Consider the following 17,838-nt stretch of genomic DNA (forward strand, 5'->3'; position numbering starts at 1 on the left):
AAGTAGGAAAAAGGGTTAAAAATGGACCAAACAGAACTTCTTATTATGAAATCAATTACTTGATTTTCAATTAATTACTTGATTTTCAATTAATTAAATAATTGATAGCCGCCAACATCCCCTTACCAGATGCATTGGCGACTAACAGTAAGCGGGAAGCGTAATAGGGGCCCCTGGGGCAAAATGGCAACCTGATGCCTGTAGCTGGAAATAACAGCACCCGGCCATTGCTCCCGATGCGGGAAACAGTGGCCGACTAACTAGGTGCAGAAGCCGGTTTAGCAGGCAATAAAAGCCGCTGTCGGACCGGGAAGGCAGTTATGAAGCAACATATAGCAACGCCGAGGCGCGTCCATATCATATTGATACGGGAACGCCGCTCAATTGGATTGCAATTGTAGCGCTTATTTTTAATTAAATATTTGTTTTACTACATTTTCCACAAGAAACCAAGGTTTATATTGACAAATCTTCTGGCTTAGTGGCATTTTACCCACAAACAATAAGGGCTGCCCCAGTGGAGCAGCCCATAAGCCAGCAAAACAGCTAAAATCTACTGCAGCGCCGCCTACAAATACTTCTCGTAAATGCCGGCCGCAATCTTCTCCACAATGCCCTTGGGCACAAAGCTGGTGAGGCCCGCCGACACCTTGTTCAGGACGCCGGGCACTACTTCGGCCTCGCCAGCCAGCAGGCCGGCTACGGCAGCTTCGGCCACGGCTTCAGGCGTCATCGAGACTTTGTTGGCCGTGGCTTGCAGCTCGGCGCCCATGCCGGCGCGGTCGGCAAAGCTGGTGGTGGTGGCCCCGGGGCTCAGGCACGTCACCGACACGTTGGTGGCCTTCAGCTCGTAGCGCAGGCCGCGACTGAAACTCAGCAGAAAGGCTTTGCTGGCTGCGTAAAGCGCCAGCGACGGCACGGCCTGGTAGGCGGCGGTGCTGGCCACGTTCAGCACATAGGCACGGGGCACCTGGTGCAGCGCGGGCAGCAGCAGGTGCGTGAGGGCCACGGGCAGGGCCATGTTGAGCTGCAGCATGTTTTGCTGTTCGGCCAGGCTCAGGGTTTCGAAGCGCCCCCAGAGACCGTAGCCGGCGTTATTCACCAGCACGGCCAGCTGGTCGGTTTGTTGCCGGGCCCAGGCGGCCACGGTTTCGGCGGCACCGGGCGCGGCCAGGTCCAGGGCCAGCACATGGGCCTGCCGCTGGTGCGTGGTGCCTATTTCCTGCGCCAGGGCGGTGAGCTGGTCTTCGGAGCGCGCCACCAGGAGCAGGTCGTAGCCGCGCCGGGCCAGTAGGAGGGCCAGGGCACGGCCAATGCCGCGCGATGCGCCGGTAACGAGAGCGTACATTTTCGGTCAGCAGTTAGCAGTGAACAGTTAGCAAAAGAACGTCATGCTGAGCGCAGTCGAAGCATCTCGCGTGCGCCACCACCACTCCTTATTGTTTAACGATTGAATTACCGACGCACACGAGATGCTTCGACTGCGCTCAGCATGACGTTCTTTTGCACTGCTCACTGATTTTCTACTTGACAAGGTGCAAAAAGCGCAGGTAGAACGGCGTGGGGCTGGCGTCGCTCTTGGGCTGGTACTTGCCCGCAATGATGGGCACGTACATCACGCGGCGGCGGCTAGCGGCGCCGGTAAGCGGGGAGCGCGCCACGCGGTGCCACATGCGGCCGTCGTGCACGGTGAGGTCGCCGGGCTCGGTTTCGATGGCAATTTCGTTGGGGTCGTAGTACACGTCTTTGTAGTACTTCTTCCGAAACAGCATTTTGTGCAGGCTCTGGTGGTGGGTGCCGGGTATGATGCGCAGGCCGCCGTTGTCGGCTTTGGTGCCGTCCAGGTGCAGGCCCACGTTGAGCATGGGGCCAATGCGCTTGCCGTAGAACACGTCGCGGAGCGAGTCGGTGTGCCAGCCCATCTGCGAGAACTCCGAGCCTTCTACGTTCACGTAGTGGTTCACCACCAGGCCGTCTTTTTCGTTTTCGCCCACGCGCCCGCCTTCGGCCTCGAGCAACGGAAACAGCGCCTCGAACCGTTCATCCTGCACCAGCTCGTGCAGCACGGGGTGGTGCTGCGAGGCAAAGGCAAAGCGCTGCACAATGGGCGAACCGTCTACGTCGCGGCCGTATTTGATGGGCACGCCGTTGGCTTTTTCCAGGCCCTGGGCCAGCCACTCGGCCTGCACTTCCTGCGTGGCATTGAGCAGCTGCTGGACGTGCTCGGGGGAGGCGAACGGGCGAAAGTGCAGAAAACCGTACTTGGTAAAAAAAGCGCGTTGCTCACTCGTCAGGGCCTGCCCTAACGAAAAGCGTGGATAGTCAATAGATAAGGACATAATATAGTAGCGGCAACCGATGGTCGCGGCCTTGGCGGGGGCGTAAAGATAAGAATGTGGCCGCGGGTACCATTTTGCGGGATGCAGCAAGCGCCGGCCTAGCCGGTGACAACCGGGGCGAGGCGAAGGAGTTTTCCAGCCTCACCTGCCCAGGACCGGCATTGCAGGGTCAATGCCTCCTCCCCCGCCCTGCCCCACCGCTGCACGAAGCATAACCACCTTGCTTACTACCACCTCAGTATCATCATCACATCCCCTTTATTTTCCTGGCAGCGCGGCCTCCGCTTTTCCACTTAAGGTGACTGGAATAAACCAGTTTTTTTAATCTGAACCATTCGTTTCTACTTTTTGCCGGGAAACGTAGTGGGCTGCTCAGGCCGCCGTACTTGGATATTCCGCCTAAATTTCCCCACCTTCACCCTCGTGCACCGCACGGCCTCTCTTCTATCCTCTTTCATTGCCCAGCCATATGGTTTTCACTCCCAGCCCCATGCTCCTGAAGCTGCTCTACACCCGCGGCAGCCTGCACAACCTGCCCCAGGAGGCAGGCGTAGCCTTCAGCATCAAAAACCGGCTCGACAATGCGAAGGTGACCGGTTTTAAGCAGGTGCAGATTGGGGAGGTGGTGATTCCGGCCGCGAATATTCGGGTAGACCTGGGCGGCGGCGAACTCCGGCCGGCGGCCGACATCAACGCCGACGGCCAGGCCGTGGAGCTGCCCGTGGGCCGCACGCTCACCTTTCTGCTCGACACGCCGGCCCTGGCCGAGGGCATACACCCGGTGCAGGTGTGGTTTTCGACCGATGCCTTCGGCGACCTGCACGTGGAAGTGGAAGACGCCATTGTGGGCACCGCCAACGTGAAGCCCCGCATTCCGCGCTCCGAGGAAGACGACTACTCCGAGGCCGCCATTGCGGCCCGCCAGCGCTTCGCCGAGCAGTTTTCAGACACAGAGTTCACGCACCTCAAGCATTACTCCTTTGATGCCCATCAGCTGCAGGGCAACTGCGAGCATTTCATGGGCGTGGCCCAGATTCCGGTGGGCCTGGCCGGGCCCCTCACCGTGAACGGCGAGCATGCCCAGGGCGACTTCCTCATTCCCCTGGCCACCACCGAAGGCACACTGGTGGCCAGCTACAACCGCGGCATTCAGCTCCTGAACCTGTGTGGCGGGGTGAAATGCACCGTCATTGGCGACGCCATGCAGCGCGCCCCGGTGTTTGTGTTCCACGATGCGCGCGGGGCCCGCGACTTTGGCAAGTGGGTGGAGGATAACATCGACCAGATTCGGCCGCAGGCCGAAAGCACCTCCCGCGTGGCCAAGCTGCAGTACATCGACACGTACCTGAGCAACAAGTTCGCCTACCTGCGCTTCAATTTCAGCACCGGCGATGCCGCCGGCCAGAACATGGTGGGCCGCGCCACCTTCGCCGCCTGCTCCTGGATTCTGGAGAACTACAAGGACCACAAAGTCGAGCATTTCTACCTCGAATCGAACTTTGCTACCGACAAAAAAGCCTCGCAAATCAACGTGATGCGCACCCGCGGCAAGCGTGTGGTGGCCGAAGCCGTGGTGAAGCGCGACGTGCTGATGCAGCGCATGCGCGTGACGCCCGAGCAGCTGGCCTACCACGGCCAGGTGAGCAACGTGGGTGCCTTTATCTCGGGGGCCAACAACAACGGCGCGCACTCGGCCAACGGCATCACCGCCATGTTTATCGCCACCGGGCAGGACGTGGCCAACGTGAGCGAGTCGTCGGCCGGCATTCTGTATTCGGAAGTCACGCCCGAGGGCGATTTGTACATCAGCATCACCATTCCGTCGCTCATTGTGGCCACCCACGGCGGCGGCACCGGCCTGGCCACCCAAAACGAATGCCTGCAGATGCTGGGCTGCGTGGGCCGGGGCACGGTGCGCAAGTTTGCCGAAATAGTGGCCGGCGTGGTGCTGGCCGGCGAGCTCAGCCTGGGCGCGGCCATTAGCAGCTCCGACTGGGTGAGCAGCCACGAGCAGTACGGCCGCAACCGCTAGCCGCTGTTGCTCGCCTGCTGGCCCAAACCACCAACGCCAGTCCAGCCCTTTGTTGGGGTTGAACTGGCGTTGGTGGTTTGGGCCAGTATTCGTAGCAGCTACATCAGTGCTGAAATAGCTTACAGCGGGTCGGCCGTCACTTTAAAGGTGGCGTCGGAGCGCACGGTGAAGTCGTCGGGGTTGAAGCCGTTTACGGTGGCTACGGCCGTGAGGTCGTAGGTGTCGGACTTCAGGTACTCGTCGAGTTTGGCCGTAGTAGGCTCCAGGGTAATGGTGGTGACGCCGCGGGGCACGGTGTAGAGCTTGGCCAGTAATATCTTGTTATTCGGCGTGGTGCTGATGTACAGCTCAATGCGGTCGAGGAAGTTGAAGTTGGTACCGGCCGGGTTGGTCACGGTGAGCGTGAGCCTATCAAGCAGCACGTTCTTCACCTTGTCGCGGGTGGTTTTGTTGTTCCGGAAGGAATCTTCCGATTTAGTGGTCACCTTCACGGGGGGCAGCTGCGCGCCCACCAGGTAGCCCGGAATCACCACGCTCTGCGTCACGTCCACATTAAACGTGAGCAGCTGGTCAATCTTCTTGCAGCCCATAAAGGCGAGCAGCAGCACGAGCGGCGCAAACAGGAGAATTCTTTTCGTCTTCATAAGAATGGGATAAGGATAAAATGCGGTGCAAAAAGCCCGTGGGGCTAGTCCATCATGTCGGCCGCGCGGGGCGGGTCGGGCACGAAGCCGGGGTTCCAGCTCATGGGGTAGCGGCCGTCTACATACGGCAGCGCGGCCTCGGTCAGGTATAGTGGGCGAAAGGTGTCCAACATGACGGCCAGCTCGTGGGTTTCCTTTTTGCCGATGCTGGCCTCCACCGTGCCGGGGTGCGGGCCGTGCGGCAGTCCCGTGGGGTGCCAGGTGAAGGAGGCCAAATCAACGCCTTTGCGCGACATAAAATTGCCCGCCACGTAGTACAGCACCTCGTCCGAGTCCACGTTGGAGTGGTTGTAGGGCGCCGGAATGCTGAGCGGGTGGTAGTCGAACAACCGCGGCACAAACGAGCAGATGACGTAGTTGTGCCCCTCAAACGTCTGGTGCACGGGCGGGGGCTGGTGCAGGCGCCCGGTGATGGGCTCAAAATCGTGAATGCTGAAGGCATACGGGTAGAAGTACCCGTCCCAGCCCACCACGTCGAACGGCGAGTGCGCGTAGGTTAACTCATGTAGCAGGCCTTCCTTTTTGGTGTACACCAGGTAATCACCTTCCGGAAATTCCTCGGTGATGAGCTCGCTGGGCGGGCGCATGTCGCGCTCGCAGTAGGGCGAGTGCTCCAGCAGCTGGCCGAAGTGGTTGCGGTAGCGCCGCACCGTTTCCACGGGGCTGAACGACTCAATAATCATCAAGCGCACGGGCCCTTCCTCAAAATGCAGCTGATGAATGACCGTGCGCGGCACCACCACGTAGTCGCCCGGCTCGAAGGCCACCTTGCCCATTTGGCTCCACAGCTCGCCCCGGCCCTCGTGCACAAAAATCACCTCATCGGCCTGGGCGTTCTTGTAGTAATAGTCCATCCGCCGGTCCGTGGGGTTGCAGATGCTCATGGTCACGTCGGCGTTGCCGAGCAGCGTTTGGCGGGCGGCCAGGTAGTCGCCGCCGGTGCTGGTCTGGGCCAGGGTGCGCAGGTGCTCGGGCTGCAGTGGCCGGTCCTTCAGCAGCTTGGGCGCATAGGGCTTGGGCACGCCCACGTGCTTGATTTGGGTGGGCGGGTGCACGTGGTAGAGCAGCGACGACACGCCGTGAAAACCCAGCGTACCCACCAGCTGCTCCGAATACAGCGTGCCATCGGGCTGGCGGAACTGGGTGTGGCGCTTGCGCGGAATCTGGCCGAGGCGGTGGTAGTGCGACATAAAAGCGAGGTAGGAATGGTACGTGAAGGTAAGAACGAGGACTGCGACTTTTTCGCTCGCCCCCGTCATCCGCGGGTTAGTCCCTGCACCCTTTGCTCTTTCGAAGTTGCACTCTTAAAGTGGCCCGGTTGCGGAGTTCCACTCCGTGCTACCCACTCGCTTACGGGCAGTGCCGGGGCTACAAGCCCCAGGCCAGATGCCGCTTTCGGAGTACAACCCCGAAAGAGCAGTGAGCCGGGCAGCTGCGAAAGGTTTACCGAAAGGAGGGTTAACCTAGCGCGAGTGCAGCAAGCACACAATAAACAGGTCGCTTCGTAGTTTCGTAGCAGGCTGTTTTTCCCAGCCTACCACCACATGAAGAACGACATACGCATTTTCGTAGCCGGGTTGGTTGCACCCGTATTCGGGGCGTTGCATTGCCAGGCACAAGAGAAAACCGCGGAAGCTGCTCCTCGCTTTTACGTGGGGGTGCATCAACTGTATAGAACCAGATACCAGGTGTTTTACCCGAACACTCCTGGCAGTGCCGGCGTGCACCCGTGGCAACTCACGGCGGGTGGGAACGTGTCTACCCGTTTGGCCATTCAAATCGGTTTTAGCTACCAAAACGAATACGAATACCGCGCCCCGCTGTACACGGGCACGATGCTCAACGGGGATTACATCGAGGGGTTTCAAACGTCCAAGAGCTGGACCTATTGTGTGCCGGTACTGGCCCGCTATGCGGTGGTGCGCTACCCCAAGCCCCGGTTGCAAATAGACGCCCTGTTGGGGTTCACCTTGCTGGGGGCAGAATCCACCTACGAGGTAGAGGACCGCGTGAACGGCCAGGTAGTGCGCCAGTATAGCTACGGGGGGGGCAAGGCAACGCAGGGCTACTACACCGCCGGGGTGGGCTTCCGTTATCCGTTTGGGCGGCATGTTGAAGCCGTGCTTGACTGGACCTATAACCGAAATTTTCGCTCCGCCTCGGAGGGGGTCAACTTCAACACCACCGGCAACCGATACGGCCTCACACGAGCCATTAACTTAGGGGTGCGCTACCGCTTCAACGTCCGTAAAAAGCCTGTGACCTCCTAAATTGCGGCACTTATTTCGTCTTATCAAAAATACTGGCTCCGTTCACGCAAACGGTAATTTAATTAGCCACCGTTTCTCAAGTAGGGTCCAATAAGGGCGCGCTATCGGTCTTTATTTAGCCTTGAGTTCTTTCTTATCCAAGGCCCTAAAAACGTCTTTTTCCCTGCTTGTTATTTGTGGTAGGCCACCGGCCCGTAAGCGCTGCGGACAATGCAGCCCTTGAACTGCTTGCGCAGCAAGGGCCGCTACATTGCTGGTGATGCCATCCTACGCCGCTCGCGCCGCATGAGCAGGCGTATTTGCTACCGCTTCGTGTAGTTATACAGCTCGATGGCCTGGCGCCGGTGCTCGGCGGGCTTGTCTTTCAACGCCAGCGGCACCACCAGGAAGGGCACACTGGCCCCCAGCATGCCCAAGGTGAGGTTACCGTTCAAATCAGCGCCGCCCAAATGGCCTATGGCCCGCACCATTCCGCCGAGTAGCAGGCCCATGCCCACCACGGCACTGGCCGCATTGGCCACTTCGTAGCCATGAGCGCGGGCTTCCAGAACCAAGGCGTTGGGATTGTCGCTGATGGCACGGGATAGGTTGCCGTGCGCGAGGGCGTACACCGGGCCGTCATCTTTCGCAAAGTACCCGCGGCCCGGGGGCGGTAATGCTGCCGACGTAGCCGCCTCCAACGGGCTCCCCATCGCCAGCAACGCCGAGCTCATGGCCAGCTGCCGGAAGGCCGAGGTTCGGGGTTCGTACACATTCAGCCGGCCCGGCAGCACCCGGCGCAGGGTCGCCTCCCGCAAATTACCTCGCGGCTTGGCACGGCGATAATACCCGGTTTCGTTTTCAAAAAATCCCACCTCCGTCAGGTCCAGGCGCTTCTGACCGTCCAGCAGCAGATACGAACGCCCCAGCACGGGGTGGTACGCCGCTACGTCGGTAGCGCTCAGCACCGGGCCGGTCTTCAGCCCCACCCGGAACTGGCTTGCCAGGCCCGCCGCCGCCAACGTTCCCCGGCCGCACGACCACCGGCCGCCGAGAGCCGAAGCGAATCAACTGCCAACGGCACCGGGGCTGCCGCCGGCGCCCCGCCCAATTGCCGGGGCATCTCACTGCCTGCCTGAGCGTGCGCCTGCGGGCCACTCACGCAGACAGTCAAAAACAGAACAATAACGGAAAGCTTCATGGAAGGAAGAAGAGTCGGCTACTACGCCTGGCGCAACGCCGCGCTCGCCAGCCAAGGTACTATTCCCTGGCCGATTGCACCGTGCTACTTGCCTAGCAGGGCCAGCTGGGCCGTGCTGTCGCCCACAGCGTGCAGGGCACGCTGCAGCTCGGGGTCCTGCTCGCGCAGCACGGTGTAGTAGGCCACTGGCCCGTAGGCGCTGCGGGCAATGTAGGCCTTGAGCTGGTTGCGCAGCAGGGGCGCGCAGCGGCGCACGGCCGCCACATCGGTGCGGATGCCTTCCTGCGCCGCTTGCGCCGCCAGGCTCACCAGCTGCGCGTCGCTGATGCGGAACGTGGCATTGAACTGCTCAAAGCGCAGGTCCTGCAGCTCGGCTTTGTGGGCCTGGTAGAATGAGAGGGCGAAGGCGCGGGCCACGCCGTGGCTGAGCAGCTTGGTGAAGTAGGCCGAATGCGCTAGCGTGTCGCGGGGCACAAACACGTCGGGCATGATGCCGCCACCGCCGTACACGGGCCGGCCGTGGTCGGTGCGGAAGCGCAGCTCCTTAGCAAAGCGGTTGCTGTCGGCCGAAGCCAGCTCGCCGCGGGCCGAGCGGCCGGCCAGCTCCTGGCTGTATTCGGCGTAGCTGGCGCCGTAGGGCTTCTGAATGGAGCGGCCCGCCGGGGTGTAGTAGCGGGCTATGGTCAGGCGCAGCTCGCCGCCGTCGCTCAGGCTGATGGGCTGCTGCACCAGGCCTTTGCCAAACGTGCGGCGGCCCACCAGAATGGCGCGGTCGTGGTCCTGCAGGGCGCCAGCCACTACCTCGGCCGCCGAGGCGCTGCCTTCGTCCACCAGCACCACCAGGGCGCCTTCTTCAAACTCGCCGGCTACGCGGGCGTAAGTCTGCGAGTCGTACTGCTCGCCCTTGCCGTCGGTGTACACAATCTTGCGCGAGCCGCCAATGAACTCATCGGCCAAGCGGGTGGCCCGGTCGAGGTAGCCGCCGGGGTTGCCGCGCAGGTCCAGCACCAGGCGGCTCATGCCCTGGCGGCGCAGGTCCACCAGCGCCACCTTAAACTCGTCGTAGGTATTGGAAGCAAAGCGGCTCACCTTGATGTAGCCGGTTTTGTCGTCCACCAGGTAAGCGGCGTCGATGGAGCTGTTGGAAATGCGGCTACGCTGCATGGTGAGGACCAGGGTGCGGCCCAGGCCGCGGCGGCGCAGCTCCACGGTAACGCTGCTGCCGCGGGGGCCGCGCAGCAGCTCGCTGAGGCGGGCGGTGCTGAGCCGCCCCCCCGACACCCGGCGGTTGGCAATGGTCAGAATCTGGTCGCCGGGTTGCACGCCGGCCTGGTCGGCGGGGCCACCGCTGAGCGGAGCCACCACGGTCACGGTATCACGAAAGAGGTTGAATTCGACGCCAATGCCGTCGAAGTCGCTTTGCAGGAAGGCGTCGGCCTTGTTGCGGTCGCGGGCCGGAATGTACACCGAATGCGGGTCGAGCTTTTCCAGCATCTGCACCACGGCGTAGTCGGCCAGGCCTTCGGTGTCCACGGAGTCGGCGTAGTCGCGGTCTACGTAGCTCAGAATCTCTTTGAAACGGAGATAGCCACGGGCCGTGCGTCGGGGTTATCGGAAGATGGGCGGAACGGGTTGTTTGCCACCAGTACGCCGCAGCTCATGGCCAGCACCAGCAACACGCCCTGCCGCAGCCAGTCAGGCCGGCGCCTTGCGGCAGCCGGCCGACCAGAAACTGGAGTAGCGGGTAATGTAGAGGACATTAATAGAGTAGCGATTTTATCAATAGAAAAACGATAGGGAACATTCAAAACTATTTAAATTTTCCCAGTTAGCACCACGTCATTACCGAAATATCCAGTTTTATTCAATAAATACAATTAGTTACATGTCCAAGACTAAAATAAGCCTTGTTTATTGGCAGATTACAATTGTAAACAGACTTTTAAACACCTTAAATCGTGATTAAATTTATAACTTTAGCAAGAAACACTTTTTCAAATTTTGATGAACATGCCCAGATTCTCGCTGAGCCTGGGCTTTCGCAAACCCAATGCCCAGACCATCTGCTTCGGAACAATGCAGCTACGAAGGGCCCGTAAGTATTGGATTGAGCGCCCTTCCCCCCTGCCGTATCTTTGTAGTCCAATCCTTTCCTACTACACTTCCGCCATCCATCTTATTCCCGCACCAATGGGCCGCATTCTTGCCATCGATTACGGGAACAAGCGCGTGGGGCTGGCCATCACCGACCCCATGTGCATGATTGCCTCGCCCCTGGAAACCATTCACAGCCAGGACCTGGTGGCGTATGTGTTGGCCTACCACAAGCGCGAGCCCCTGCGGGCCGTGGTGGTGGGCATGCCACGCACGCTGCTCAACGAGCCCACCGACGTGACCAGCGCCGTGGTGGGCCTGCTGCGCCGCCTGCGCCGCGAGCTCCCCGAATTGCCCGTGCATGAGCTGGACGAGCGGTTTACCTCGCGCATGGCCCATGCCACCATGCTGGCCGGTGGCCTGGGCCAGAAGGCCCGCCGCGACAAGGCCACCGTGGACCGCATCAGCGCGGCCATCATCCTGCAATCTTTTCTGGAGTCGCCGCAGATGCGGGAAGTCTAGTTTTTTCGTTAGAACGTCATGCTGAGCGCAGCCGAAGTATCTCGCGTGCTGCCACTACTCATTACCAGTTGAATTGCTGCCCCGAGCGAGATGCTTCGGCTGCGCTCAGCATGACGTTCTGTTTATACACAACCATTACCATGATTTATTCCATCGTCGCCATTGGCGACCCCGTGCTGAAAACCAAAGCCAAGAACCTGGCTGCCGATTTGCCCGCCGCTGAACTGCAGCAGCTCATTGCCGACATGTATGAAACCATGTACTACGCCCATGGCGTGGGCCTGGCCGCCCCGCAGATTGGCAAGGGCGTGCGCCTGTTTGTGATGGACTCGGGGCCCATGGTGGAAATAGACGAGGAAGACCAGGAAGAAGGCGAAGAGCTGGAAGACCCCATCAAACGCGCGTTCATCAACCCGGTGATGGTGAGCGAAACCGGCGAGCAGTGGGGCTTCGAGGAAGGCTGCCTGAGCATACCCGGCGTGCGCGAGCTGGTGAACCGGCACGCCGACATTGTGCTGCGCTACGAGGACGAGAACCGCCAGGTACACGAGGAAGCGTTTTCGGGCATGGCGGCCCGCATCATTCAGCACGAGTACGACCACCTGGAAGGTGTGCTGTTCACAGACAAGCTTTCGGGTTTTAAGAAGCAGCTGCTGAAGGGCAAGCTGGCCCGCATCAGCAAGGGCGATGTGAAGCACGACTACCGCATGCGGTTTGCCGGCGACGGCAAGCGCCGGTAGCATGCTGCCGCTACTGCCTGGTACATACCTCCCAGTGAGCTGAAGTGACTTGTTTGGCGCCGGGGCTCATCCCGACTCGGCCGTTTTTGCCAATGCCTGCTGTGCTTGCGAGTGCCTGGCAGGCGCTGGCACCGATGTGCCCGGCGCGGCGCGGTGTAGCAGGTACTGGCCGGGGCGTTGCCAGCCGTGTGGCTGCTATATGACCAATTGCGAACACGCAGGTGGCATCATGCGCTTCTAAATGGCTTAAAGCCTGTACGTTTAGGGGATGGGCCATTCCAAAAAGATATGACCATCATTACCCGAGAGGAATGATGTATTTTAAAATACTTATAATCAGTCTGTTGTTCGTCATTATGAGTTTACCAATTGATTATTTTTGTGGTATTCCGAGATTAACTGTCTTATAAACAGGCTACCCGTCTCGTTATTACTATTAAAGAAGTGTACATTGCTACTGATAATTTGTAACATAAAAATCAGTAGCCCATGAAAAAACTTTTACTGTTAGGTATACTGTTTCTGTGCAGTGTACTTCAACACGCCGCAGCCCAGGACCGGAAGGTGTCTGGGCGGGTGACCGATAAGCAAACATCGGAGGGATTGCCTGGGGTAACGGTGCTGCTGAAAGGCACCTCCGTGGGCATGTCGACCAATGTGGACGGAGCGTTTTCGCTGAGTGTGCCGGCCTCCGGGGGCACGCTGGTGTTTAGCTCGGTGGGGTTTGCCACCGTGGAACAGCCTCTGGGACCGCGCTCGGAGTACAACGTGGCACTAGCCAGCGACTCCAAGCAGCTCAACGAGGTGGTGGTGACGGCACTGGGCATCGAGAAGGATACCCGCTCATTGGGTTATTCGACGCAGCAAATCAAGGCGGAGCAGATTTCACAGAAATCTGAGCCCAACGTCCTGAACTCGTTGCAAGGCAAAGTGTCGGGCGTGAACATCAACTCGGCCAGCGGCTTGCCCGGCTCGTCCACCAACATCAACATCCGGGGTATTACGTCGCTGCAGGGCAGCAACCAGCCGCTGTTTGTGGTCGACGGTATTCCGATTAGCAACGACCTGGAGCGCGGCTTCGGCGGCGGCGGCCAGGGCAGCCTGGGCGCTGCGCAGGTCTCGAACCGGGCGCTGGACATCGACCCCGAGTCGATTGCCAGCATCAACATTCTGAAAGGCCCGGCGGCCGCGGCGCTCTACGGTTCGCGGGCGTCTTCGGGGGCTATCATCATCACCACCAAAAACGGCAGCAGCGCCAACAAGAAACTCGAAGTAACCGCTACCTCAAGCTTCAACGTGCAGAATGTGTACGGCACCGCTCGCCTGCAAACCGAATATGGCCAGGGCTCCAACGGCGTTATCAACACGGGAGGCACGGGCAACGTTTTCAACCCCAGTGCCAGCTCCGCGTCATTCGGCCCACGCTTCGGCACCACTCCTACGCTGGTCAACGGCCTGTTGCTGACCGACGGCAGCCAGCTTCCCTACCAGAACTACCCGAACAACATCCGGGACTTCTACCGCCAGGGCACCATCCTGACCAACGGCGCAAACATTGCAGGCGGCAACCCCGACCAGAACGTGTCGCTGAACGTGAGCAACACCACGCAGAAAGGCATCGTGCAGAATTCGGAGCTCAACCGTACCAATGTGCTGCTGGGGGGCAACGTTAAGTTGCAGAACAAGCTGAGAGCCGGCGGTTCGGTAAGCTTCATTCAAACCAACCAAAGCGGGGTAAGCCAGGGCAACAACAACTCGGCCTTTTCGAACCTCTCCTTCGCAGTGCCCCGGAGCCTTGACCTGCAGGGAATGCCGTTTGTGGACCCGCTGACGGGGGCCAGCGTGTTTTTTCCCAATACGGAGAACCCCTATTTTAGCGTTAACCAAAACACCACCACTTCGGCCGTAACCCGTTTTATCAACGTGGCCAACCTCGGTTACGACATTACCCCCTGGCTGAACGTGCTGTATCGGGTAGGTCTGGACACCTACACCGACCGCCGCAAGACGGTATTCGTGCGCGGTTCCGCCCGCAACCCGTTGGGTCTGATTCAGGACCAGGCGCTGACTCGCACCGAGTTCAACAGCGACATCATTGCAACGGCCAAAAAGGACAACATCTTCATGGAGGGGCTCAACGCCAGCTTGCTGGTGGGCCAGAACGTTAACCAGCGGCGTACGCAGACCATTACGTCGCAGTCGGAAAACCTGGCGGTGCCGGGCTTTTTCAACGCGCAAAACGGCACTGTATTTTCGAATGGCACGGGCGAAAACAACAGCCTGCGCCGCCTGCTGGGCGCCTACAGCCAGCTGTCGCTGGGCTACAACGACTACCTGTTTTTGGAATTGACGGGCCGGGTCGACCAGTCTTCGACGCTGCCGGTGGCCAACAACACCTTCTTTTACCCATCGGCCACCGCCAGCTTCGTGTTCACCGACGCGTTTAAGATTTCGAATAGCTTCTTCTCTTACGGCAAGCTGCGGGCGAACATTGCGAAAGTGGGCAAAGACGCCGACCCGTACGCTCTGGAAACCCTTTACCGCTCGGGCAGTGTGGGCAACAACGTGGCAAGCATCAACTTCCCGTTCTCAAACGTCAACGGCACATTCCCCGGTTTTGTCATCGCCAACACCATTGGCGGTGGCAACACCCTCAAGCCGGAATCCACGAAGTCGTACGAAGTGGGCACCAACCTGGGCTTTTTCAACAACCGCCTGAGCTTCGAAGTGACGGGCTTTTACACCCGCAGCGAAGACCAGATTATCCCGGTTAGCATTGCCAGCTCCTCGGGGTTTGGTACTCTTTTCGCCAACGTGGGTCGTTTGGACAACAAAGGCATTGAGGGCATCATGCTCGTGAACCCCGTTAAAACGTCCGCCTTCCGCTGGGACATCAGCGCAAACTTCACCCGGATTAAGAACGAGGTCATCAGCATTGCGCCGGGCATCACCACTTCTACCATCGCGGGCGGCGGCTTCATCGGCTCGCAGCCCAGCTTCCGGGTGGGCGAGGCTTATGGCGTTATCATTGGCAACGCCCTGCCGCGGGTGCCCGCCAAGGACCCCGTGACGGGCCGGGAGAACGACCCCTCGATTGTGGGCAAGTACATCATCAACCAGACCACTGGCACGTTCGCGCCTGGTGTTCCCAACTCGGTGATTGCCGACCCGAACCCGCTGTGGCAGGGCGGCGTCACGAACACCTTCAATTACCGGGGCGTAGAAGCCTCCTTCCTGGTTGATGCCAAGTACGGCGGCGAAGTACTATCCTTCACCAACGCTTCGCTGAAAAGCAGCGGCAACCTCTACGAGACGGGCATCGACCGCGAAACCCCACGCATCATTCCTGGCGTTATCCGCAACGCCGACGGCAGCTACCGTCCCAACAACATCGAAATTGATGCTCAGACGTACTGGGGCGCTTCCGGGGGCCTGCAGAGCCCGCTAAACGTGTACGATGCCACGGTGTACCGCCTGCGGGAGGTTTCGCTGGGCTATTCGGTGCCAAAGGATTTGCTGGGGCGCACGCCTTTTGGCCAGGTGCGCCTGTCGGTATCGGGCCGCAACCTGCTCTACTACGCACCCAACGCCAACTTCGACCCGGAGTTGAACACGCAGGGGGCCGGCAACATCCGGGGCCTCGACCTGCAAGGCGCACCCAACACGCGCAACTACGGGGTAAACCTGCGCTTTACCCTCTAATCCAGCCATTCAATTTCTCATGAAAAATCAGAAACTAGCAGGCATTGCGCTTGCAGCGGCGGTAGCATTCTCGACCCTTAGCTGCGACCGGGACAAGTTCCTGGACGTGAACGTAACCCCCAACAGCCCGACCGTGGTAACCATGCCGCTGCTCTTCACCAGCACGGTTGTCTATTCCGGGTTTGTGGCCACCAACGACCTGGGCCGCGCCGCCTCGCTCTTTATCCAGTACCAGGCGGGCACGGCCAACCAGATGGTGCAATACGACCGGTACGACATTCGCGGCTCGTTTGACAACCAGTGGAACGGGGAACTCTATGCTGGCGCACTGATTAACTCCCAAACGCTGATTGACTTAGCAGCTGCCAGAACAAGCCCGGCGTATGGGGGCATTGCCAAACTGCTGAAAGCGTATAATTTCTCCATCGCCACGGACATGTATGGCGACGTCCCGTATTCGCAGGCGCTCAAGGGCAAAGACAACACCAAACCGCGCTACGACAAGCAGGAAGACATCTACAAGGGCAACTCTGCGCTGGGCATCCAGGGCTTAATTGACCTGGTGAAGGAAGGACTGGCGGATTTGGATAAGCCCAGCACACAGAAGCCCGGCACCACCGATGACCCGGTGTATGGCAAAACAGCCAACAACATTGCCCAGTGGAAAAAGATGGGCAACACCCTGTTGCTCAAATTTGCCAATACCATCAGCAAGCGGGAGCCGGCCCTGGCCGCTTCCATCATCAACCAGGCAGCAGCGGGGGCTTTTACCTCGAATGCTGACGATTTCGAAGTTCCGTTTGGCTCCAGTCCCGGCAACCAGAATCCGCTGTATTCCTTCAACTTCGTGAACCGCACCGGCGACCAGATGCTGAGCCAGCGCCTGCTCGACAGCATGCGGGTGATGAACGACCCGCGGCTGCCCATCTATTTCACGATGACGCCTACGCCAACTGCAACGGTGAACACCACTGGCACGGTAACGAGCGTTGGCGTTTTCACCGGCTACCAGAACGGTGGCATAGCGAGCGGCCTTACGGTTCCCGCTCTAGCTAACCGCTCGCGCTACAACGTTTACATTCGAGGCAACTCCGGAGAAGCTCCGGCTCGCTTGTTGACCAACGTGCAGCGGCTGTTCATCTTGGCGGAGTCGGCGTTAACGTTGCCCGGCATTACGGTAGCAGGCACAGCCCAGTCGCTCTACCAGGATGCCATCCGGGCATCAATGACCAAAGCCGGCATCTCCAACGCGGACGTTACGGCTTACTTCGCGGCCAACCCCAGAGTGGCTACGCTCAGTGGCACTACCGAGCAGCGGCGCAACAAGATTATAACCCAAAAGTGGGTTTCCTGGGTAGGCAACGGGTTGGAGGCGTACAACGACTACCGGCGCACGGGCTACCCCCGTCTGAACCCGGCCCTGAACCCGGCCGGTGATGACGGCACGCTGCCGCAGCGTTTTGCGCTCCCCTTGTCGGAACTCACGGCCAACGCAGGAGCTGAAAACCAGGATGTAACCATCCTCACGAGTGTGCCGGTGTGGTGGGCTAAATAGTCCGGCCCAACTTCCAACAGCAAAATTCACTTCTCCATGAAAAAGCAACTTTTTACCTTATGCCTCTTGGCAGTGCTGGCGGTAGTTTCCTCCTCCTGTAAAAAGGAGTACGACGACAACAGCCTGGCCCCACTGGACCTGGCCTTCGCGCCCATTCCGGTTACCGTAACCAACGCCAGCTTTTTTGAGCGCTACTACATTGTGGTTGCCACGGCGCCATCTGGTGCTTTCAGCATCAATTTCTCAATTCCGGCCGATAAAGGAAAAATCAAGGAAATCAGCCGGGTAGCCGTCGGCGGCAGCGGGTTGAACAACGTGCAGGTGGGCGCTCCCACGGTGCTCTACAACTACAACGGACTGACGGGCTCCAGCGCGGGGGCCACCCCCATCCCTGGCAACGGCAGCAATACCGTTACGTTCTCCTCCACGCTGGCCGCTTACACTACCTACCGGACGCGAGTGGGCACGGGTGTGGCGCCTACGTCGCCTACGGTATCTGTTACCCCCCAGTCGCCCAATCAAATAGAGTTCTACTTTTTGATTACGCTGGAAGATGGCACCACCATCATTCCTCCTCGGGTGCTGGTTCGGGTGGTCTAGTGGCCGTTAGCACAACGAAAGAATGCCTTGGTCGCATTGACCTTGTTCTTAGCCAAAACGCAAAAAGCGCTGACCGACCGGTCAGCGCTTTTTGCGTTTT

The 17,838-nt window shown here is 59.6% G+C and carries 13 protein-coding genes; 7 read left to right on the forward strand and 6 right to left on the reverse strand.

From position 1 onward, the window contains the following. Positions 1-568: 568 nt before the first annotated feature. Both BEN48_RS06670 and BEN48_RS06675 read right to left on the reverse strand, forming a co-directional pair. A complete protein-coding gene (locus tag BEN48_RS06670) occupies positions 569-1,348 on the reverse strand; it encodes an SDR family NAD(P)-dependent oxidoreductase (RefSeq protein WP_070733829.1) in 780 nt (259 codons plus the stop codon). 175 nt (positions 1,349-1,523) lie between these two features. Continuing rightward, positions 1,524-2,339, reverse strand: coding sequence for a phytanoyl-CoA dioxygenase family protein (locus BEN48_RS06675; RefSeq protein WP_070733830.1), 816 nt, complete (start codon positions 2,337-2,339; stop codon positions 1,524-1,526). Positions 2,340-2,808: 469 nt separating this feature from the next. Here BEN48_RS06675 and BEN48_RS06680 point away from each other — a divergent pair, with 469 nt between their 5' ends. Then, positions 2,809-4,371, forward strand: coding sequence for a hydroxymethylglutaryl-CoA reductase (locus BEN48_RS06680; protein WP_070733831.1), 1,563 nt, complete (start codon positions 2,809-2,811; stop codon positions 4,369-4,371). A gap of 119 nt (positions 4,372-4,490) precedes the next feature. On the opposite strand, the gene BEN48_RS06685 is transcribed toward BEN48_RS06680, so the two are convergent. Then, positions 4,491-5,015: a hypothetical protein gene (locus tag BEN48_RS06685; RefSeq protein ID WP_070733832.1), complete on the reverse strand. Its 525-nt coding sequence runs from the start codon at positions 5,013-5,015 to the stop codon at positions 4,491-4,493. Positions 5,016-5,059: 44 nt separating this feature from the next. Next, positions 5,060-6,265 carry a homogentisate 1,2-dioxygenase gene (locus BEN48_RS06690; RefSeq protein WP_070733833.1) on the reverse strand — a complete coding sequence of 402 codons (1,206 nt, stop codon included), beginning with the start codon at positions 6,263-6,265 and terminating at the stop codon, positions 5,060-5,062. A 354-nt stretch (positions 6,266-6,619) separates the two neighbouring features. On the opposite strand from BEN48_RS06690, the gene BEN48_RS06695 reads away from it, so the two are divergent. Beyond that, entirely contained in the window at positions 6,620-7,345 is a 726-nt protein-coding gene (locus tag BEN48_RS06695; protein ID WP_083320828.1) for an outer membrane beta-barrel protein, read from the forward strand. 302 nt (positions 7,346-7,647) lie between these two features. Here the strand turns inward: BEN48_RS06695 and BEN48_RS06700 are convergent, their stop codons facing one another. Both BEN48_RS06700 and BEN48_RS06705 read right to left on the reverse strand, forming a co-directional pair. Further along, positions 7,648-8,313: a hypothetical protein gene (locus tag BEN48_RS06700; RefSeq protein WP_125932512.1), complete on the reverse strand. Its 666-nt coding sequence runs from the start codon at positions 8,311-8,313 to the stop codon at positions 7,648-7,650. Between the two features lie 296 nt (positions 8,314-8,609). Next, positions 8,610-10,058, reverse strand: a complete 1,449-nt coding sequence (locus BEN48_RS06705; RefSeq protein ID WP_070733836.1) for a S41 family peptidase — start codon at positions 10,056-10,058, stop codon at positions 8,610-8,612. A 657-nt stretch (positions 10,059-10,715) separates the two neighbouring features. Here BEN48_RS06705 and ruvX point away from each other — a divergent pair. From ruvX to BEN48_RS06730, 5 genes are all read left to right on the forward strand, one after another. Further along, on the forward strand, positions 10,716-11,141 hold the full coding sequence (gene ruvX, locus BEN48_RS06710; protein WP_070733837.1) for a Holliday junction resolvase RuvX: 426 nt from the start codon (positions 10,716-10,718) through the stop codon (positions 11,139-11,141). Between the two features lie 140 nt (positions 11,142-11,281). Continuing rightward, positions 11,282-11,881: a peptide deformylase gene (gene def, locus BEN48_RS06715; RefSeq protein WP_070733843.1), complete on the forward strand. Its 600-nt coding sequence runs from the start codon at positions 11,282-11,284 to the stop codon at positions 11,879-11,881. 489 nt (positions 11,882-12,370) lie between these two features. Beyond that, positions 12,371-15,583: a SusC/RagA family TonB-linked outer membrane protein gene (locus BEN48_RS06720; RefSeq protein WP_070733838.1), complete on the forward strand. Its 3,213-nt coding sequence runs from the start codon at positions 12,371-12,373 to the stop codon at positions 15,581-15,583. A 19-nt stretch (positions 15,584-15,602) separates the two neighbouring features. Further along, positions 15,603-17,138 (forward strand): SusD/RagB family nutrient-binding outer membrane lipoprotein, encoded by a 1,536-nt coding sequence (locus BEN48_RS06725; RefSeq protein WP_070733839.1) that lies wholly within the window; start codon positions 15,603-15,605, stop codon positions 17,136-17,138. Between the two features lie 36 nt (positions 17,139-17,174). Next, positions 17,175-17,738 carry a hypothetical protein gene (locus BEN48_RS06730; protein WP_125932513.1) on the forward strand — a complete coding sequence of 188 codons (564 nt, stop codon included), beginning with the start codon at positions 17,175-17,177 and terminating at the stop codon, positions 17,736-17,738. Positions 17,739-17,838: the final 100 nt, after the last annotated feature.

The organism is Hymenobacter glacialis (genome assembly GCF_001816165.1).
Classification (GTDB): Bacteria; Bacteroidota; Bacteroidia; order Cytophagales; family Hymenobacteraceae; genus Hymenobacter; species Hymenobacter glacialis.